Raw genomic sequence first — 17,982 nt, 5'->3', positions numbered from 1 at the left:
TAATTGTAAATGTAATAATTATTTCTGTTTTGAAAATTGAATTTGCGGAAATTTTTTTAAAAAAATATATAAAATTTCTGAACCATGCTGGTTTTCAGATCGAAGATAAGGTCTAAACTTTAAATAGGTCTGTAGATTAAAAATATTATATTTGTGCCTATTGATATTTATATATGAAAGGACAAAATAAACTTTTTTTCGCCATTATCATTGCGTTGATTCTCGGTGTGCTTCTCGGCGGAATCGTGCATTTGCAGTATCCAGACAGCGCATTGGCTTTCTCAAAAAATATAAAACTCCTCGGAACGGTTTTCATCAGACTGGTTCAGATGATTATTGCTCCGTTGGTTTTCACAACTTTGGTGGTGGGTATTGCTAAAATGAGCGATATTAAAATGATTGGAAGAGTAGGGACAAAAGCCATGCTGTGGTTTATCTCTGCCTCATTGGTTTCATTATTTATAGGATTGGTTTTGGTGAATTGGCTCGAGCCGGGGCACGCTATCAAATTCCCGAATCAGGAACTTGCCGCGGCAGACGAGCTTGTGAAAACCAGCAAAGGCTTTTCTTTGGAAGATTTTGTGAAACACATTATTCCTAAAAGTTTATTTGAAGCTTTTGCAACCAATGAAGTTCTGCAGATTGTAGTCTTTTCAATTATGTTTGGAGTGGCTTTGGCGAATATGGGTGACGACTATTCGCAGCCTGTCATTAAACTTTTTGATGTCATTGCCCATGCAATTTTAAAAATGGTAGGTTACATCATGTGGTTTGCACCGCTAGGCGTTTTCGGTGCGATTGCTGCCGTTGTGGCAACCAATGGGTTTGAAATTTTTAAAGTTTATGCAGTTTATTTAAGAGATTTCTTCTTTGCAATTGCTGTTTTGTGGGTTGTTTTATTATTAGTAGGTTATTTAATTTTAGGAAAAAGACTTTTCGAATTATTGAGAAGAATAAAATCTCCTTTACTGATCGCGTTTTCTACTACAAGTTCAGAGGCGGTTTTCCCAAAACTAGTCGAAGAGCTTGAAAGATTTGGTTGCAACAACAGGGTAGTGTCATTCATTTTACCTTTAGGGTATTCATTCAACCTTGACGGAAGCATGATGTACATGACTTTCGCATCAATATTCATAGCTCAGTTTTATGGAGTTGATATGACTTTAGGACAGCAAATTACGATGCTTTTGGTATTAATGCTCACTTCAAAAGGAATTGCCGGAGTACCGAGAGCTTCATTGGTAATCATCGTTGCGACCTGTACCATGTTTGATATTCCGGCAGCGGGAATTGCGCTGATTCTTCCGATTGATCATTTCTGCGATATGGCAAGAAGTATGACGAATGTTTTAGGTAATGCTTTAGCCACTTCAGCAGTTTCCAAATGGGAAGGTCAGCTGGATAATCATGGAGGCGATCTTTAACTTTTTTTAAGATTATATACCACTTTTTTCCAAAAGGCACAGAATGTGTATATACGTTTTCATAACAAACACTAAAAATTTTTTATTATGAGAAGCTTATTATGGTTAGTAGCAGTAATCTGCATCATTGTCTGGGTACTTGGTTTAGCAGGTGTAGGAGGTGGAATGGGATTAGGAAATCTGATTCACGTTTTACTGGTAATCGCAATCATTGTTATTTTATATAACATTATTTCAGGTCGAAAACCTTTAGACTAAACCTGAAAATTACAATACAGGGTCTGCATATTTCTGCAGACCTTTTTTTATGCATTTTGTCAATGTTTACCGTAGATGGATTCATTTAAAAATTACGTAACTTTGAAGCCAATTTAAGAAGTAGATGGAGAATTTAGTTCAGGATACAACCGTTCAGAAGCCAAAATGGATCAGGGTAAAACTTCCTACAGGAAAAAACTACCGCGAACTCCGTACCTTGGTTGATAAATATAAACTCAACACCATTTGCCAAAGCGGAAGCTGCCCGAATATGGGTGAATGCTGGGGCGAAGGTACAGCAACCTTCATGATTCTCGGAAATATCTGTACCAGAAGCTGCGGATTTTGCGGTGTAAAAACCGGAAAACCTATGGATGTCAACTGGGACGAGCCGGAGAAAGTTGCAAGATCAATTAAATTAATGAAAATCAAACACGCTGTTCTTACTTCTGTAGACCGCGATGATTTGAAAGATATGGGTTCTATCCTTTGGGGTGAAACTGTAAATGCAGTAAGAAGAATCTCTCCCGGAACCACGATGGAAACTTTGATTCCTGATTTTCAGGGAATGACGAAACATCTGGACCGTTTGGTGGCTGTAGCTCCCGAAGTAATTTCCCACAACATGGAAACCGTGAAACGTCTGACCAGAGAGGTGAGAATTCAGGCGAAATATGAGAGAAGCCTTGAGGTTTTGAGATATTTGAAAGAAGCCGGACAAAACCGCACAAAAACAGGTGTAATGCTTGGTTTAGGTGAAACAAGAGATGAAGTTTTTCAAACTATTGAAGACATCAGAAATGCCAATGTGGATGTAATTACAATGGGTCAATATCTTCAGCCGACAAAAAAGCATTTACCTGTAAAAAAATTCATCACTCCTGAGGAATTTGACGAGTTTGGGGATTTTGCAAGAAGTTTAGGCTTCAGACATGTTGAAAGTTCGCCACTCGTAAGGAGTTCTTACCACGCGGAAAAACATATTCATTAAAAATACAGACTGCTTCATTTTTTGAGGCAGTTTTCTTTTGATTTAAATTTAATTCAGAAAGATATTTTTTAAAAGGAAAAGTATTCAGTTGAAGTGTTTTTTAATATATGCTTTAAAGTAAAAAGGATTGTCCTTAATTAGTAATAATTTAATTTTAACGGTGTCATTGTCATTCCGTAGGAATCTAAACACACTGAAAATAAAGCAATAGAGATTCTCACAGAATGACAAAGTGACTGGTGGTTTTATTGTTATGATTACAAAGTACATCCATTTAAGTAAATGACATTTTTAAATTTATTGAAACACTTTATTTAAGATGATCAAAAGTCATTTAAAAATAGCTAAGGTTTAGAATTAAATCTAAATCAATCATTAATAAAAATTATTACTTCTACTCAAAATTTAAATCATCCTGAACCAAAATTCTGATAAATTTTACAGACTTTTGCGGTTTCAAAACCTCCATTGCTTCATAAGTAGGCAATTACAATTATTTTAAAATAAATCATGACATTAGATAAAAGAATTTTACCTCTGGCAATCGGCGGATTGGGAATTGGGACAACAGAATTTACCATCATGGGGCTTCTGCCGGATCTCGCAAAGTCTTTAGCGATCAGCATTCCCGAAGCCGGACATTTAATTTCAGCTTATGCATTCGGAGTCGTTATTGGCGCACCAATTCTGATCGGATATTCCGTAAAGTTTCCGCCAAAAAAAGTTTTACTGGCTTTGATGGTTTTGTTTACGGTTTTCAATGGTTTATCTGCTTTAATGCCTGATTACAGTTCGATGATGGTGATGAGGTTTTTATCAGGACTTCCTCACGGCGCATTTTTCGGAGTGGGAACAGTCGTAGCATCAAGAATGGGCGGCAAAGGCAGAGAAGCATTTTATATTTCACTAATGTTTACGGGCCTTACGGTTGCCAATTTGGCGATGGTGCCGCTTGTAACTTACATCGGACATGTTTTTCACTGGCGATATTATTTTGCCATCGTTGCTCTGATCGGAATTTTCGCTTTGTTGTTCATCAAACTTTGGCTTCCTGAAATGAAAAGCAATGAAGATGCACATTTCAGAGATGAAATTAAATTTCTGAAAACCAAACAGGCATGGCTTGTCTTAATGATTACTGCAATTGGTTTTGGAGGACTTTTCACATGGTTCAGTTACATTACACCCTTGATGACCGTAGTTTCCGGAATTAAAACAGATCAAATGGCTTACGTCATGATTCTTGCCGGAGCCGGAATGGTGGTGGGAAATCTTATTGGAGGATATATTTCAGATAAAATGAGTCCGGAAAAAACATGTATTTTGTTTCTATCTTTAATGATGATTGCTCTACTTTCTGTATTTTTTCTGTCCGAGCACAGAATAATTTCTCTTGTTTTGACCTTCATTTGCGGTGCTTTATCAATGTCTGTTTCAGCTCCGATTAACATTATGATGATGAAGGCGGCGCCGAAAAGTGAAATGATGGCAGCGGCTTTTATGCAGGCAGCCTTTAATATTGCCAACGCAATGGGAGCGTTTTTGGGTGGAATTCCTTTAGAATATAAACTTCCATACAACTATCCTTCACTCGTGGGAGTAGGTATGACGGGAATCGGCTTATTAATCAGCATCCGCTATCTAATTTTATACAGAAATGCGCAACCTAAAGAACTTATAGCAGAATAACTTAATAATATTGAGCACAAAGAAAAGCCCGGTTTTGTAATTTCAAAACCGGGCTTTATATTAAACTAACTTTTTATACACTTTCAACCTCATTTCCGTTTTGACACCAGTAAAGAGCGTTGTAAAGATTGTCTTTTGGAAATCCTTTAAATTCTCCAGGCATCAAAACACTGAATGCGTCTGTAAAATTCTGAATTCCCTTGCTGTCTGTTACGATGGCTGCGCGGTTCCATTTTGCAAGATTTTTAACGCCCAGCATTACATCTTCAAACCATGCACCTGCTGTAAACTGATCCAAGTCGGTATCAATAAGCATCAGATAATTCAGTTCCTCATATTTTTCAACCTTTCTTTTGACTTCAGGATTTACTATATTTTCAAAATCTGTTTTGGTAATTTCACCCGAAGCTTTAAATGCTGCTACATTCTCCGGAGCATCTGGAATAATTGTGATCATATATTAATTTTTAATGTTTTGGTGAGTAAGTTTAAACAATAATTAAACCAATTTATTTTAAGGGAAAAAAGGCTTGATTGTTGATAAAACCTTATCAAAAAAATTAAACAATGGATCTTAAATCTAATGAGCCTTTCTGGTTGGTTAAAAACGGGCTTATTTCATCCTATCCATCACTGAAAGATGATAAAGAATGTGATGTACTGATCATTGGTGGAGGAATTACCGGCAATCTGGTTGCTCATCAAATGATAAAAGACGGTTACAAAACTATTTTAATTGATAAAAGAGAAATCTGCAACGGAAGCACTTCAGCAACAACTTCAATGCTGCAATATGAAATCGATGTTCCTTTGTACGAACTTTCGGAAATGATTGGCGAAAAACCAGCCATACAGGCTTACAAAGCATGCGAAAAATCAATTACTGATATTGCCAATCTTGTAAAAGAAATAAAATCAAGATCAGGATTCAGAAAAAAGCAATCTCTTTATTTTGCTGCGAGAAAAAAAGATGTGGATTGGTTGGAAAGGGAATATGAGGCAAGAAGACTGGCAGGTTTTGATGTAGAGTGGCTTTCGGCTAAAGAAATTGAAAGACAGTTTGAAATTGTAAATTCTTATGGTGGCATTTTATCTAAATCAGGAGGAAGTATCGATGCTTTTAAATTTTCACACGAGTTATTAAGATTTAATGAAAAAAAAGGGCTGGAAATTTTCGACAAAACAGAATTAAAATCAGTAAAATATCTCAAAGATCATAACCTGGCTCTCACAACAAGTGGTTTTACCATTAAAGCTAAAAAAATCATCTACTGTGTTGGTTATGAGACTAAAGAATTAATTAAAGAAGATTTTGTAGACTTAAAATGTACATTTGCCATTGTTTCAGAAATCAATTCAGAAAAATTTAAAAATATTGAACATACTTTGATCTGGAATACCGATGAACCATACCTGTACATGAGAAGTACAGACGATGGCAGACTTTTGATAGGCGGTGGCGATGAAGAGTTTCACAATGCTGAAAAACGTGATGCGTTATTGGGCAAAAAAGAAAAGGAAATACTCAGAAATTTGAAAAGAATAAAGCCTGAAGAACATTTCTACACCGATTTTGTCTGGGCCGGAACATTCGGCGAAACAAAAGATGGACTGCCGTACATCGGAGAACATCAGAATTATAAAAACTCCTACTTCGTCTGTGGTTTTGGAGGAAACGGAATTACTTTTTCAGTAACCGGAATGGAAATGGCTTCAGCATTTATGCAAAATAAAAAACATCCGCTATCGGAATATTTTAAGTTTGGAAGATAATTTCAAGAAAAAATCGGATTCATTTGACTGAACCCGATTTTTTTATCAAAATTACCAGTTGGTAAGCCCATTTTCAAGAGCTTTTTGATAATTTTCTGCATCAAACGTATACAGATCCGGAGATTTGTGAGCACCTCCGCGTCTCTGTTCATCCAGTTTTTTTAAAATTCCCAGATTTTTTATTTTGCGGTAAAAATTTCCCCTGTTCAATTCTTTACCTAAAATAGTTTCATACAATTTCTGAATTTCAGAAAGCGTAAATTTCTCAGGGAGAAGATTGTAGCCAATGGGTCTAATCGCAATTTTTTCTCTTAAAGCCAAAAGAGCTTTTTCAATAATTTCCCTGTGATCCATGGCGAAATCCAGTTCGTCGAGTTTGTTAATGTTCGTCCATTCGCAGGACTGGCTGAGCTCATCTTTTACAAGATCCTGCTGAGAAGGGTTGTACAATGCGAGATATCCGATAGAAATAAACCGTTGTTTGCTGAAATGAGACTCATCAAATTCTTCAAAATATTCTTCACTGCGGGCTTTTTTTCCAAAAACTCCGAACTCATGAAGGTAGACGTCTGTAAGTCCTGTTCTGTCTTTTATAATCCTCTGTACAGCGTCGTCCAGATCCTCATCTTTCTTCACATATCCACCTGGAAGCATCCATTTTTCTCGATAATTCATCTTTACGAGGAGCACTTTCAGTTCATTGCTTTCAAATCCGAAAATCACGGGATCTGCAGAAATATGCGACAGGTAAATTTTTTTACCTTCATCTGATAATTTTTGTATTTGTTGCTTAGAGTCCATTTAGTTGGGGGAAATATGGGATAAATTATTTTTTGCTAATATCGAAATTTTTTTTTAAAAATAATAATACCACAAAATAGTTAGATAGAAGGGATTTTAGCGTCATTAAATTCTTCAAGTAAATTATTAAAAACTTTTTCCACAGGAAGAATTTCGTCGATTAATGCAGAAACCTGCCCGATTTCCAGTTCACCATCTTCCATATTGCCTTCGAACATTCCGAGTTTGGCTCTGGCTCTGCCTAAAGTGGCATTCAGAGCTTCTTTATCGCGCCCCTGATTATAGATTTCTTCAAGCTCGTTGAAGAATTTGTTTTTAACCAAACGTACTGGAGCCAGTTCTTTTAAAGTCAGATGCGTGTCGCCTTCATTCAGTTCAGTTATTTTATTTTTCCAGTTCTCATGGGAGCTTGCTTCAGTTGTTGCTGCGAATCTAGAACCAATCTGTACACCATCAGCTCCCAAAATCATTGCTGCTTTCATTTGAGAACCTAAAGCAATTCCTCCGGCAGCAATTAGTGGTTTGGAAATATGTTTTTTCACGTTGGGGATCAGACAAAGGGTAGTGGTCTCGTCCCGCCCGTTGTGACCGCCTGCTTCAAAGCCTTCTGCTACGATGGCATCAACACCTGCATCCTCACATTTTACCGCAAATTTGGTTGATGAAACAACGTGTGCGACTTTTATGCCTTCTTTTTGAAGAACTTCTGTATAAAGTTTGGGATTTCCGGCAGATGTGAAAACGATTTCTACTTTTTCTTCTAAAATAATCTGAATAATTTCATCTAAATTAGGATAAAGCAATGCAACATTTACTCCAAATGGTTTATTTGTAGCTTTTTTACATTTCTGAATATTCTCCCGCAAAATATCAGGATACATACTCGCTGAACCGATTAGCCCAAGTCCGCCACAATTGGAAACTGCCGAAGCTAAACGCCATCCCGAATGCCAAATCATTCCAGCCTGGATAATTGGATATTTAATATTGAAAAGTTCTGAAATTCTGTTTTGATTGTCCTGCATATTTTATTTTTAAATGAAATGATAAGTATGAAAATACTAATCCTCTAAAATAATAAAACTAATATTTTTATGCATAAAAAAACCTTCATTTCTGAAGGTTTTAAAGTTTATTTTGAAATGGAAGCTTTCTTCCAGTTGCTTTTGAATTCGCAGTTGTATCTTCCGTCAATCGATACAAATGTGGTTGGAATTTTTTCATTTACATATTTTTCCACCATTTCGTTTCGGCGTCTGTTGAGTGCCAGTTGCTTGATTCTGTCATAATCTGTTTCCAAAGTAATCTGGTGAGCAGCGATGTCATCTTCAATCTTTACAATTTTTACAACAACTCTGTCTCTCTCATCCTTATCGTCAAATGCTGTGGTAATATCACCTTTTTTAAGACCTGCCAATTCATAAGTGATTGTTCCCGGAATACTTTCTCTCTCAATTTTATTGGAACCGTCAGCTCCCGGAATTACACCGGCGTTGAATTTTGTTCTTTTATCATCAGAAAATTTGAATGAAGCTTCCTTGAAAGTGATTTTACCTGATTGAATCAAACCTCTGATGCTGTCTAATTTGGTTTTTGCCATAGTAATTTCCTCTTCTGTAGGTGTTGCCATCAAAAGAATGTGACGCGCGTCGTATGCTTTCCCTGATTTTTTCACCAACTGAATGATGTGATATCCAAATTCAGATTCCACAGGATCAGAAATTTCACCTTCCTGAAGATTCAGTGCTGCTGCCTCGAAAGGCTTTACCATCTGACCTTTGAAAACATTTTTCATCAAACCTCCTGTAGCTGCAGAACCTTTGTCTTCAGAATAAATTCTCGCCTGGCTGTCAAAAGATTCACCACCCTGAATGTCTGCTTTTATCTTCTTTAATCTTGCAATTAACTCTTCCTTATGCTTCTCTGTAAGCTTTGGATACATAAAAATCTGAGAAAGTGAAACCTCGTCCTTAATTTGCGGAAGCTGCGTTTTAAACTGATTGTAAAAGTCGGTTACTTCGTTTGGCGTAACGTCTGCTTTTTCTGTAATTCTCTGGTATTTTGCCTGCCCGTAATACTGATCGGTATCAATTTTTTCGATGGCATTTTTCATCTCGTACTGATTACGGAATTTGTAAGCCGCAAGCATTGTTTTTTCATCCGGAAACTGAGAAACAAGCTGATTGTATTTAGCGTTTGCCTGCTCTTTAATCATAGCAGAGCGGTTTTCAATCAGCGTATCTTTTTTAGCCTGAACCACAAGAAGCTTATTGTTGAGAAGACTTTCAAGAAATTCGCATCTGTTGGTCTCTCCTGCACCCTGCTGTTTTGCATAGTTCAGCTGTTCCTCCACATCAGATTCTAAAACAATTTCATCGCCAATCACAGCAGCAATCCCATCAACCAATTGTCCTTTCTTCAGCTGCGCAGATGTATTTACAGAGAAAAACATCATGAAAATACCAAAAAGAAAAGCGATTTTTAATTTATCTATCATTTTTTTATATTAAACGAGTTGCAAATTTAGAATTCTTAATGAATCAGACTAAATTTTTTATTATAAATATTTCTTAAAACAAATGATTAATCAAGGTCTATCTCGAAAGTCGTCAGTTCTTTGAATTGTTTTATTCTTAAATAAACATCAGTTTCCTCTACTTCTTCGATTCTTTCTGTTCCGAACTTTTCTACCGTGAAAGATGCCATTGCAGATCCTACGATCAAAGCAGCCTTCATAGTATCGAAATCAAATGTTCCTTTTTTAGCAATGTAAGCCGCAAAACCACCTGCGAAAGTATCACCAGCTCCTGTTGGATCGAAAACTTCTTCTAATGGAAGAGCCGGAATTGCGAATATTTTTCCTTCTCCAAATAAAATTGCTCCGTGCTCACCTTTTTTAATGATTACGTAAGCAGGTCCCATTTCGTGGATCTTTTTAGCAGCTTTCACCAAAGAATATTCTCCTGAAAGTTGTCTCGCCTCTTCGTCATTAATGCTGATCACATCAGTTTTTGCAATCATTAGTTTCAATGTGTCCATTGCCGTATCCATCCAAAAGTTCATCGTGTCAAGGATTGTCAGCTTCGGACGGTTATTCATTTTTTCTAAAACTGAAAGCTGAACGCCAGGGTGAAGGTTTCCTAATAGCAAAACTTCCGCATCCTGCATAGAATCTGGAATTTTTGGATCGAAATTTTCCAGAACATTCACTTCGGTAGCCAAAGTGTCTCTCGTATTTAAGTCGTTATGGTATTTACCTGACCAGAAGAACGTTTTTCCTTCTTTCACGATTTCCAGTCCTTCAAGATTTACATCTCTTTTGCTGAACATGTCAAGATATTCCTGAGGAAAATCGCCGCCCACAACAGAAACAATTCCTGATTTTACGCCTAAAATAGACGAAGTAATTGCTATGTATGTAGCCGCACCGCCCAAAATTTTATCTGTTTTACCAAATGGTGTCTCAATCGCATCAAATGCTACACTTCCTACAACTAAAAGTTTCATATATTATGTCTTATTTTTTTAATTTAAATTTTTAATTTTTCCATTCAAATGTATCCAAAAGATGCATCAGATCTTTTTTCACGTAATCCACAGCCGGAGCCAGAGAATCCGGTTTTGGTCTTGAATTGAAATAAAGATAAGCTGTCACAAAGTGTTTTGTGCTGTCAGTAGCGTAAAACTGAATGTTGGCAGCCGTCTGTCCTTTCAGTTCATAAAAGTTTCCGTAGACTTTTCTTTCAGGATATTCGAATGATTTTGTATCGATAGAACTCGCCTTCACGGTATGTCTGTATACCATTTTCTCGGCTTCAGCTACCTGATCGGCAAAATTATTATTGATAGGATAATATGAAATGAAAACCTTCGCTTTCATCTTCGGATAATTAAGATAGTACCAGCAAGGTCTTTTCGCATCACTGAGATTGGCGAAATTTGAATATTCAAAGCTGTAATTACAGTTTTTATCCATCTTCTGATATTTCGGTGCCGGATATTCCAGTCTTAATTCACCGAAAGGTTTTGGTGTAGCCTCTTTTCCACAGGAAATAAGAAGCGCAGACGCAAAAACAAAACTGACTTTTTTAATCATTTTGCAAAAATACAAATTAGATTTTAGATTTTAGGAGACAAATTTCAGTCTTTCAATGTGTTTTGAATATAATTTTCCAAAGGTTTGGGAAATGAATGCTTTTGAGAATCTTCAAAGTCGGAAATGATGAGTTTTTTATCTTTTATTAAATCATTCCAGAGAGATTCAGAAGTAATTTCTACATCAAGTATTTCAATACTTAAATTTCTGTGAGTCAGTTTGTGATTTACGGTTTTTACATTTTTAATAAACGGAACGAGTTCTGCAGAAATCTCAGGTAAAAATTCATACAGTTTTTTCCAGATATAATCATCGCCACGCTGCTGAATGATAAACTGATTGTTTCTGTGAACAAAATAATATTTAAGTGAAAGATTTTCAACTTTCACTTTTTTAGTCTTCACCGGAAATTCAGAAACCTTCCCAAGTGCGAAAGCCAGACAATCATCATTTACAGGACAATCACCACAATTTGGATTTTTTGGTTTGCAGATTTCCGAACCTAAATCCATCATTGCCTGATTGAAATCTCCAGCGTTTTCGGGCATAATTAAAAAAGCCAGATCCGAAAAATAGGAAAATGCATTGGTTTGAGAAACATCAAAGTCATCAGCAAATATTCTGCTTAAAACTCTGTAGAAATTTCCATCCACGGCTGGTCTTTTTTCCCCGAAGCAGATACTCGAAACAGCTGCGGCTGTGTATTTTCCGACCCCTTTTAAAGTTAAAATATCGTCATAATCTGAGGGGAATTTTCCTGAAAATTCCGTCATAATCTGCTTTGAAGCTTTATGAATATTAATTGCTCTGGAGTAATATCCCAAACCTTTCCAGTGAAGAATGACTTCGTTTTCATCGGCTTCCGCCAAGGTTTTTACATCCGGAAATCTTTCAATAAACCTGTTGTAATGTCCCAAACCCTGAGCAATTCTGGTTTGTTGAAACACAATTTCGCAAATCCAGATTTTATAAGGATTTTTTGTATTTCGGAAAGGTAAATCTCTGGCATTTTGAATGTACCAATTTTGGATTTTTTGTCCGATGTGAAGAAAGTCTGTGGATTTTTTTGTTGGTTTCAAGTAAAGAATCTCAATGGTAAAGTGCAAAGATACTTAAATATGACATGTTTTAAAACCGCAAAAGTGACAAAAGAATTAATTACAATAAGAAATTCAAAAGCTTGCAAAATGTACAAAAAATTGAAAGCTTTTCTTACTTTGGCTAGCAAAAAAAAATTCACACTTTGTATTTAGATTAAACCAAAACAGACCGCCAAAAAATGACAGTCTGTTTTATGATTTATTTTTAATAAATTAATCCTGAATATATTCTGCATCCCACTCGTTACCGTCATCACCTTTGTGACCGTCAAGTTTGATTACAAAACTTTTTGTAGGGAAATATGGAGTCAGTCTGATGTCTAACCAAACTCTGTCTTTATTCACTTTATCCTGCTCGAATCTTACAATTTTGAATTTTTCGATCAGTTTATCTGCACCTTTGATTCCATCAAGGAAACTCACAATCTGTCTTCTCAGATCATCTTCGTTTCTCGCATTCCAGTTTTCAAAAGCTCTTCTGTTTAGGAAATCGAGTAAAACTTTAGTTACGTAATCGAAAACACGCACTACAGAATATGTCTGAAGACCGATGTTATCACCTGTAAACAGTGTTTTTGCCGAGAATGCCATGATTTTTCCGTACTCATTAACCATAGGCACAAGACCCATTTTTTCAAGCTGAGAAATTTCACTTTTCTTTAAATCAAATTTTACTGCGTCTACTTCGTTGATGTTACCGTGTTTTTTACCCGCAGCCACCTGAGACATCAAAGTTTTATGGATTTTCCCTGCCAGTGAAGTCGATGGCGGAAGTTCTACGTTTTCCTCTTCGCCTACTTCTTCTGCTTTTCCTCTTCCCACAAGCCAGTTGCATGTCATGATCACATTACTTCTGTGAAGTTCGCCACCAGTAAGATTTGCGGAATGGAATAGATCTACTACATCATCCGGTTTATCAAGATTGGCAAAATCGGTAACCATCATTACTTTATTTTCGTTACAGATTTTAGCCCATTTTTCAATGACTTTATTTGAACCTAAATAACCTGGAATAGCAAGGATAGAGTAGTTGTCTCTCAAATCAAGACGGTCATAATACTGTCTGAACTCTTCAGCAATCGCCTCAATGAAAACAGGATTGTCAAGGTCTGAAACCTGATCAAGACTTGCGTTGACGATGCTTACGTTGTCTACCTTATCAAGTTCGGTATTTTTGTAAAACTGAGCGACAGTACGGTAAGATGTTTCAAGCTGACGCACAGAATCCAAAGCATTTTTGAGATTTGATTTTAAATTCTCTTCTGCATTCTGGGCTTTGTTTTTACAGGTGTCTGCCAGTTTTTCTGCATTATCACCGCCTTCCAGCAGTTCAACCCAAAGATTTATTTTTTGAAGAAGTTCTTTTCTTTCGTCAGATTTATTGGAGTCATTTAAAAATATTTCTTTTCTTGCCTTTCGCGTAGGGTTCATATTGGCGATGCCGTCCACAACAGATTCCACGAAGCCGAAGCCACCGATTCTGTTGAGCTCTTCCAGAGGATTTGCAGACGGTCTTTTATCCTGAAACTGCTGCTGTTGCTGCTGCGTATTTTCAGATGCCTGAAGTTTATTTTCCATGATATTTTGGGGGTGTTTTTATTATTTTTCGAGTTCCTGAGCTACATTTTTAAGCACTTCCACAAAAGCTGCCCTCGACTGTTCGTTTTCGAGCATGTTTCTCAGGATTTTGTTGGTTTTCAGCTGACGTACAATTTTGTTGTACTGATCCTGCTCCATGCTCAGTTTCTGTAAATAATCTGAATTGTTTACGAGATTTTTTGGTGTAAAATCTGCGAGATTTCTGAATCTGAACTCTTCATCGATTGCGTTTCCGTCAACATCCTCGTGCTGTACTTCTACTGAGGGTTGGAAGTGTCTGAAAACATCTTCTACAGTTTTCAAACCGGTAACGATTTCCGGAGTGTAAGATTCGTCTGTGGTAAGCTGGCTCACGATCAGAGATTTGTTTTCCTGGATCTGGGCGATAGCTTCGTTGGCATCCACTTTCACTTCGTTTCCTCCAACGCCATAATTAAACATTGCCATATTTTTATTATTTTGAGATTTTTGGTTTTGATTCTGGTCAGCAAATTAATTGCCAATCCATTGTTTAAATTTATGAAAAAACCTGAACATACAAAATTTAACTTGTAATTTTTATTTGTATTTCTGATTTTTTCGGGGGATAATTATTGAAAACGACTATTTGACTGAATATTTACCAACAGATATATTTTCCCGATAACTTTCTTTTGCCGCCTGATAGCCGATGTCAAACAACTCTTCCAGTCTGTTTTTCTTTCTTTCAAAAGTTCCGTAACTTGAGAATTGCTGTGATGTAATAAGCCAGTCGCAATGATCAAATTTGATTTTTTCCACACGGTACGATAAAAGATCATAGGAACGTGAAACAATTGCTTTTATAGTTTTCAGATCATTAATGTTGATGTTGTGAGGTGGTGAAACAAAAACGCCAATAAGCTTATCGCAGTCATCCCTGATAATATCTGCAGGGAAATTGTTTAAAACTCCGCCGTCACAGAACATTTCTTCATTAATAATATAAGGTGTTGTTATACCTGGAATAGAGCAGGAAGCGATGATGGCATCAACGATTTCAAATTCCGGATCAAAAATTTTCTGAGTTCCCGAAACGAGCTCTGTAGCTACAATTTTCACATCTTTATCCAGATCTTTCAGTTTTAAATCTCCAAAAATCGACTTTAGATAGTTTCTGAATATCACAGAAGATACCAGTCCTGGCTGATTAAAAGTAAAATGTTTCCAGTTGAAAAAATAAACAGATTTAAAAAACTCAAGAATTTCATCAGGAGTTTTGCCAATTGCATAAAGACATCCAACAATTGATCCTGCACTGCAGCAGGATAAAACGTCAATCTGAATATTTTTTTCGTTCAAAAATTTCAAAACTCCTGCATGGGCAATTCCTTTGGTGCCTCCACCGGAAAGTACCAGACCTGTTTTTTCTGAAATCATGATTTAAAATTATGAATATCTAATTTTTGAGAATTAATTTCAATTTGCCTAAATGAAATTAACGGTTTCCACCACCCTGTTTGTTTGGTGGCATTGTCTTGTAGTTGGTATGTGTTTCAGCGGTATCTGTTTTGGATGTAGAAGAATCTGCTGCGTTTACAGGTTCAGAATTGGCAACGGCGCTGTCACCCAATTTATTCCTCATGGAATCCTTGTTGTGTTCGGCCTTGAACTCTTCTCTGTTTTCCTTTTTATCGGCACAGCTTACTGTACATAATAATAGCAGTGATGCACTGATGATGGTATTTTTCATAATGAATAGTTGTGATGTTATTTAATCAAATATAAACATTTTAATTCAAGTAAAAAGTAAAAAGTAAAACTGAATAAACAACCTGTAAGAATAATTTCTGTTTTGTCCGGAGGAAAGTTTAAGACAATTTGAATGTTCTGAAAAAAAGAAATCCTCTGAATATTCTGATTTCTATGCAAATAAATTTTAACGTCCCGTTGTTGCGGGGTCCATCTTCATTACGGCAGTGTCGTTTGGTACTGCGGGAACAGTGGAGTCCATTGTTGAAGGTGACATTCTTGCAGCGTTATCGGCTGCTGTAGAATCTGTACTGTTGGTGCTTGCCGAAGATTCCTTCGTACCGCAAGCCGTGATTGTGATGCCAAAAAGTGCGGCTAAAACTAACTTTTTCATATTATTTTTGTTTTGGTCTGAATTCAACTCTTCAAGAATTATTCCGAAAGGGAATTTTAAATATTAAATGAATGATAAAATAACCTGCTGAATGTTAATTTATTAAAAATGTAATGTAGCTAAAAGCCTTTCACTGAATCTTTCCAACAAAAAAAGCCCCGACAAAAATTTCGGGGCTGTATGAAAGTGTAACAGGCAACAATTACTTATTACCAATTGCTTATTTATTATCCCAAATACGGGTATTTATAATCTTTAGGAGAAACAAAAGTTTCTTTGATTGATCTTACGGAAGTCCATCTCAGTAAGTTCATTTTAGAACCTGCTTTGTCATTTGTTCCTGAAGCTCTTCCTCCACCGAAAGGCTGCTGACCAACAACAGCACCTGTCGGCTTGTCGTTGATGTAGAAGTTTCCAGAAGCGTTTTCCAATGCTTTGAAAGCTTCATTTACAGCGTATCTGTCTTGTGCAAAAACAGAACCTGTCAATGAATATGGAGAAGAAGAATCTACAACTTTTAAAGTTTCTGACCAATCTGCATCTTCATAAACGAAAACAGATAAGATAGGACCGAAAATTTCCTCAACCATACTTTCGTATTGAGAATCTGTAGTTTCGATAACAGTTGGATGAACAAACCAACCTTTGGAATCATCAGTTTTACCGCCAATAACAACATTGGCAACATCTGAAGCATTCGCTCTGTCGATATAACCTTTACATTTTTCGAAAGAATTTTTATCGATTACTGCATTTACAAAGTTGGAAGGGTCTTCCGGAGAACCCACTTTGATTGATGAAATCTGAGTTTCCATTACTTTTTTCACATCAGCCCAAAGCGATTTGGGAATATAAGCTCTTGAAGCCGCAGAACATTTTTGTCCCTGATACTCAAAAGAACCTCTTACCAAACCAGTTGCAACAGCTTCTACGTTGGCAGAAGGGTGCGCAATAACGAAATCTTTTCCACCGGTTTCTCCAACGATTCTCGGGTACGTTCTGTAGTTGTGAATATTGTCGCCAATCATTTTCCACATTCCCTGAAAAACTTTGGTAGAACCTGTAAAGTGAAGTCCGGCAAAATCTCTGTGTGCCATTACTTTTTCAGCAGTTTCTTTTCCGTCTGTAAAAATCATGTTGATCACTCCGGCAGGTAGTCCAGCCTCGATTAAAACATCCATAATTACCTTTGCAGAATAGATCTGTTTGTCTGAAGGTTTCCAAACCACTACGTTTCCAAGCATTGCCATACAGGTTGGTAAGTTTCCGGAAATTGCTGTAAAGTTGAAAGGTGTAACTGCAAAACAGAATCCTTCCAAAGGTCTGTATTCCACTCTGTTCCAGATTCCTGCATCAGAAACCGGCTGCTCAGAATACATTTCTGTCATAAATTCAACGTTGAATCTTAGGAAGTCGATGAATTCACAAGCGGCATCAATTTCAGTCTGATGAACATTTTTAGACTGTCCGATCATAGTTGCTGCATTGATAACATCTCTGTAAGGTCCCGCCAAAAGATCTGCTGCTTTTAAGAAAATTGCTGCGCGGTGTTCCCAACCAAGCTCATTCCACTGTTTTTTTGCTGCCAGAGCAGAGTTGATGGCATCATCTACATGCTGCATCGTTCCTTTATGATAAAAACCGAAATCATGCGCATGATCCTGAGGTGACTGAAGCTGAACAGTATCACCTGTTTTCACTTCTTTACCGTTGATGACCATTGGGATTTCTGTCTTTTCTGCCCACATTTTTTTGTAAGTTGCAAGAAGAGATTTTACTTCTGCTGATCCCGGTTCGTACGAAGTTACCGGCTCATTTACTGCAAATGGTACTTGCGAAATTGCTTTTGACATATAAGTTGTATTGTTTTATTTTGCTGTTTTACAAATTTACAACTTTTAAAATTTATGATGAAAAAATGTGAATAGTGAATTTTGCTTTGCAAGTGAATAGTGAATTTTAAACCATTAAGGTCTTGAAGTTTTTAAGTTGGTTTAAGAAATATCTGAAGATATTATTAAGCTATCTACACCATTTGTTCTAAATAGAGTTGATGATATTGCAATTCTGATTTTCACGTCGTTTTGTCATGCTGAAAGCATCTCTGCGAAATTTAATCATTGAGATACTGAAATTTTATATTGGTT

18 protein-coding genes are annotated in these 17,982 nt (G+C 36.6%); 5 read left to right on the top strand and 13 right to left on the bottom strand.

The genetic code is table 11. The annotated features are described in order from the left end of the window. Nucleotides 1-173: 173 nt before the first annotated feature. The 4 genes from NG809_RS04385 to NG809_RS04370 all read left to right on the top strand — a co-directional run bounded on the left by NG809_RS04385 (nt 174) and on the right by NG809_RS04370 (nt 4,362). A complete protein-coding gene (locus tag NG809_RS04385) occupies nt 174-1,424 on the top strand; it encodes a dicarboxylate/amino acid:cation symporter (protein ID WP_262148400.1) in 1,251 nt (416 codons plus the stop codon). Between the two features lie 87 nt (nt 1,425-1,511). Continuing rightward, nucleotides 1,512-1,682: a lmo0937 family membrane protein gene (locus NG809_RS04380; RefSeq protein WP_056032445.1), complete on the top strand. Its 171-nt coding sequence runs from the start codon at nt 1,512-1,514 to the stop codon at nt 1,680-1,682. 124 nt (nt 1,683-1,806) lie between these two features. Continuing rightward, nucleotides 1,807-2,673 (top strand): lipoyl synthase, encoded by an 867-nt coding sequence (gene lipA / locus NG809_RS04375; protein ID WP_262148399.1) that lies wholly within the window; start codon nt 1,807-1,809, stop codon nt 2,671-2,673. Between the two features lie 510 nt (nt 2,674-3,183). Next, on the top strand, nt 3,184-4,362 hold the full coding sequence (locus NG809_RS04370) for an MFS transporter (protein WP_262148397.1): 1,179 nt from the start codon (nt 3,184-3,186) through the stop codon (nt 4,360-4,362). A gap of 73 nt (nt 4,363-4,435) precedes the next feature. Here NG809_RS04370 and NG809_RS04365 read toward each other — a convergent pair whose 3' ends face one another. Beyond that, entirely contained in the window at nt 4,436-4,819 is a 384-nt protein-coding gene (locus NG809_RS04365; protein ID WP_262148396.1) for a SpoIIAA family protein, read from the bottom strand. Nucleotides 4,820-4,929: 110 nt separating this feature from the next. Here NG809_RS04365 and NG809_RS04360 point away from each other — a divergent pair, with 110 nt between their 5' ends. After that, on the top strand, nt 4,930-6,135 hold the full coding sequence (locus tag NG809_RS04360; protein WP_262148394.1) for an NAD(P)/FAD-dependent oxidoreductase: 1,206 nt from the start codon (nt 4,930-4,932) through the stop codon (nt 6,133-6,135). 51 nt (nt 6,136-6,186) lie between these two features. Here NG809_RS04360 and NG809_RS04355 read toward each other — a convergent pair whose 3' ends face one another. The 12 genes from NG809_RS04355 to pruA all read right to left on the bottom strand — a co-directional run bounded on the left by NG809_RS04355 (nt 6,187) and on the right by pruA (nt 17,688). Continuing rightward, on the bottom strand, nt 6,187-6,936 hold the full coding sequence (locus NG809_RS04355) for an NUDIX hydrolase (RefSeq protein WP_262148393.1): 750 nt from the start codon (nt 6,934-6,936) through the stop codon (nt 6,187-6,189). 80 nt (nt 6,937-7,016) lie between these two features. Then, nucleotides 7,017-7,961: an NAD(P)H-dependent flavin oxidoreductase gene (locus tag NG809_RS04350; protein WP_262148391.1), complete on the bottom strand. Its 945-nt coding sequence runs from the start codon at nt 7,959-7,961 to the stop codon at nt 7,017-7,019. A gap of 107 nt (nt 7,962-8,068) precedes the next feature. Further along, nucleotides 8,069-9,433 (bottom strand): peptidylprolyl isomerase, encoded by a 1,365-nt coding sequence (locus NG809_RS04345; RefSeq protein ID WP_262148388.1) that lies wholly within the window; start codon nt 9,431-9,433, stop codon nt 8,069-8,071. Between the two features lie 86 nt (nt 9,434-9,519). Beyond that, nucleotides 9,520-10,443 carry a PfkB family carbohydrate kinase gene (locus tag NG809_RS04340; RefSeq protein ID WP_262148386.1) on the bottom strand — a complete coding sequence of 308 codons (924 nt, stop codon included), beginning with the start codon at nt 10,441-10,443 and terminating at the stop codon, nt 9,520-9,522. A 31-nt stretch (nt 10,444-10,474) separates the two neighbouring features. Next, entirely contained in the window at nt 10,475-11,032 is a 558-nt protein-coding gene (gldD, locus tag NG809_RS04335) for a gliding motility lipoprotein GldD (RefSeq protein ID WP_262148384.1), read from the bottom strand. 44 nt (nt 11,033-11,076) lie between these two features. Continuing rightward, a complete protein-coding gene (gene mutY / locus NG809_RS04330; protein ID WP_262148382.1) occupies nt 11,077-12,111 on the bottom strand; it encodes an A/G-specific adenine glycosylase in 1,035 nt (344 codons plus the stop codon). Nucleotides 12,112-12,345: 234 nt separating this feature from the next. Beyond that, nucleotides 12,346-13,710 carry a DUF5458 family protein gene (locus NG809_RS04325; protein ID WP_262148380.1) on the bottom strand — a complete coding sequence of 455 codons (1,365 nt, stop codon included), beginning with the start codon at nt 13,708-13,710 and terminating at the stop codon, nt 12,346-12,348. Between the two features lie 21 nt (nt 13,711-13,731). Further along, nucleotides 13,732-14,178 carry a type VI secretion system contractile sheath small subunit gene (locus tag NG809_RS04320; protein WP_262148378.1) on the bottom strand — a complete coding sequence of 149 codons (447 nt, stop codon included), beginning with the start codon at nt 14,176-14,178 and terminating at the stop codon, nt 13,732-13,734. A gap of 156 nt (nt 14,179-14,334) precedes the next feature. Next, nucleotides 14,335-15,129, bottom strand: coding sequence for a patatin-like phospholipase family protein (locus tag NG809_RS04315; RefSeq protein ID WP_262148376.1), 795 nt, complete (start codon nt 15,127-15,129; stop codon nt 14,335-14,337). Nucleotides 15,130-15,187: 58 nt separating this feature from the next. Beyond that, nucleotides 15,188-15,442, bottom strand: coding sequence for a hypothetical protein (locus NG809_RS04310; protein ID WP_262148375.1), 255 nt, complete (start codon nt 15,440-15,442; stop codon nt 15,188-15,190). A 186-nt stretch (nt 15,443-15,628) separates the two neighbouring features. Beyond that, nucleotides 15,629-15,835, bottom strand: a complete 207-nt coding sequence (locus NG809_RS04305; protein WP_262148374.1) for a cytochrome C551 — start codon at nt 15,833-15,835, stop codon at nt 15,629-15,631. A 227-nt stretch (nt 15,836-16,062) separates the two neighbouring features. Further along, nucleotides 16,063-17,688 carry an L-glutamate gamma-semialdehyde dehydrogenase gene (gene pruA / locus NG809_RS04300; RefSeq protein WP_262148373.1) on the bottom strand — a complete coding sequence of 542 codons (1,626 nt, stop codon included), beginning with the start codon at nt 17,686-17,688 and terminating at the stop codon, nt 16,063-16,065. Nucleotides 17,689-17,982: the final 294 nt, after the last annotated feature.

This window comes from Chryseobacterium foetidum, assembly GCF_025457425.1.
Lineage (GTDB): Bacteria > Bacteroidota > Bacteroidia > Flavobacteriales > Weeksellaceae > Chryseobacterium > Chryseobacterium foetidum.
This window is presented reverse-complemented; position numbering and strand designations above follow the sequence as displayed.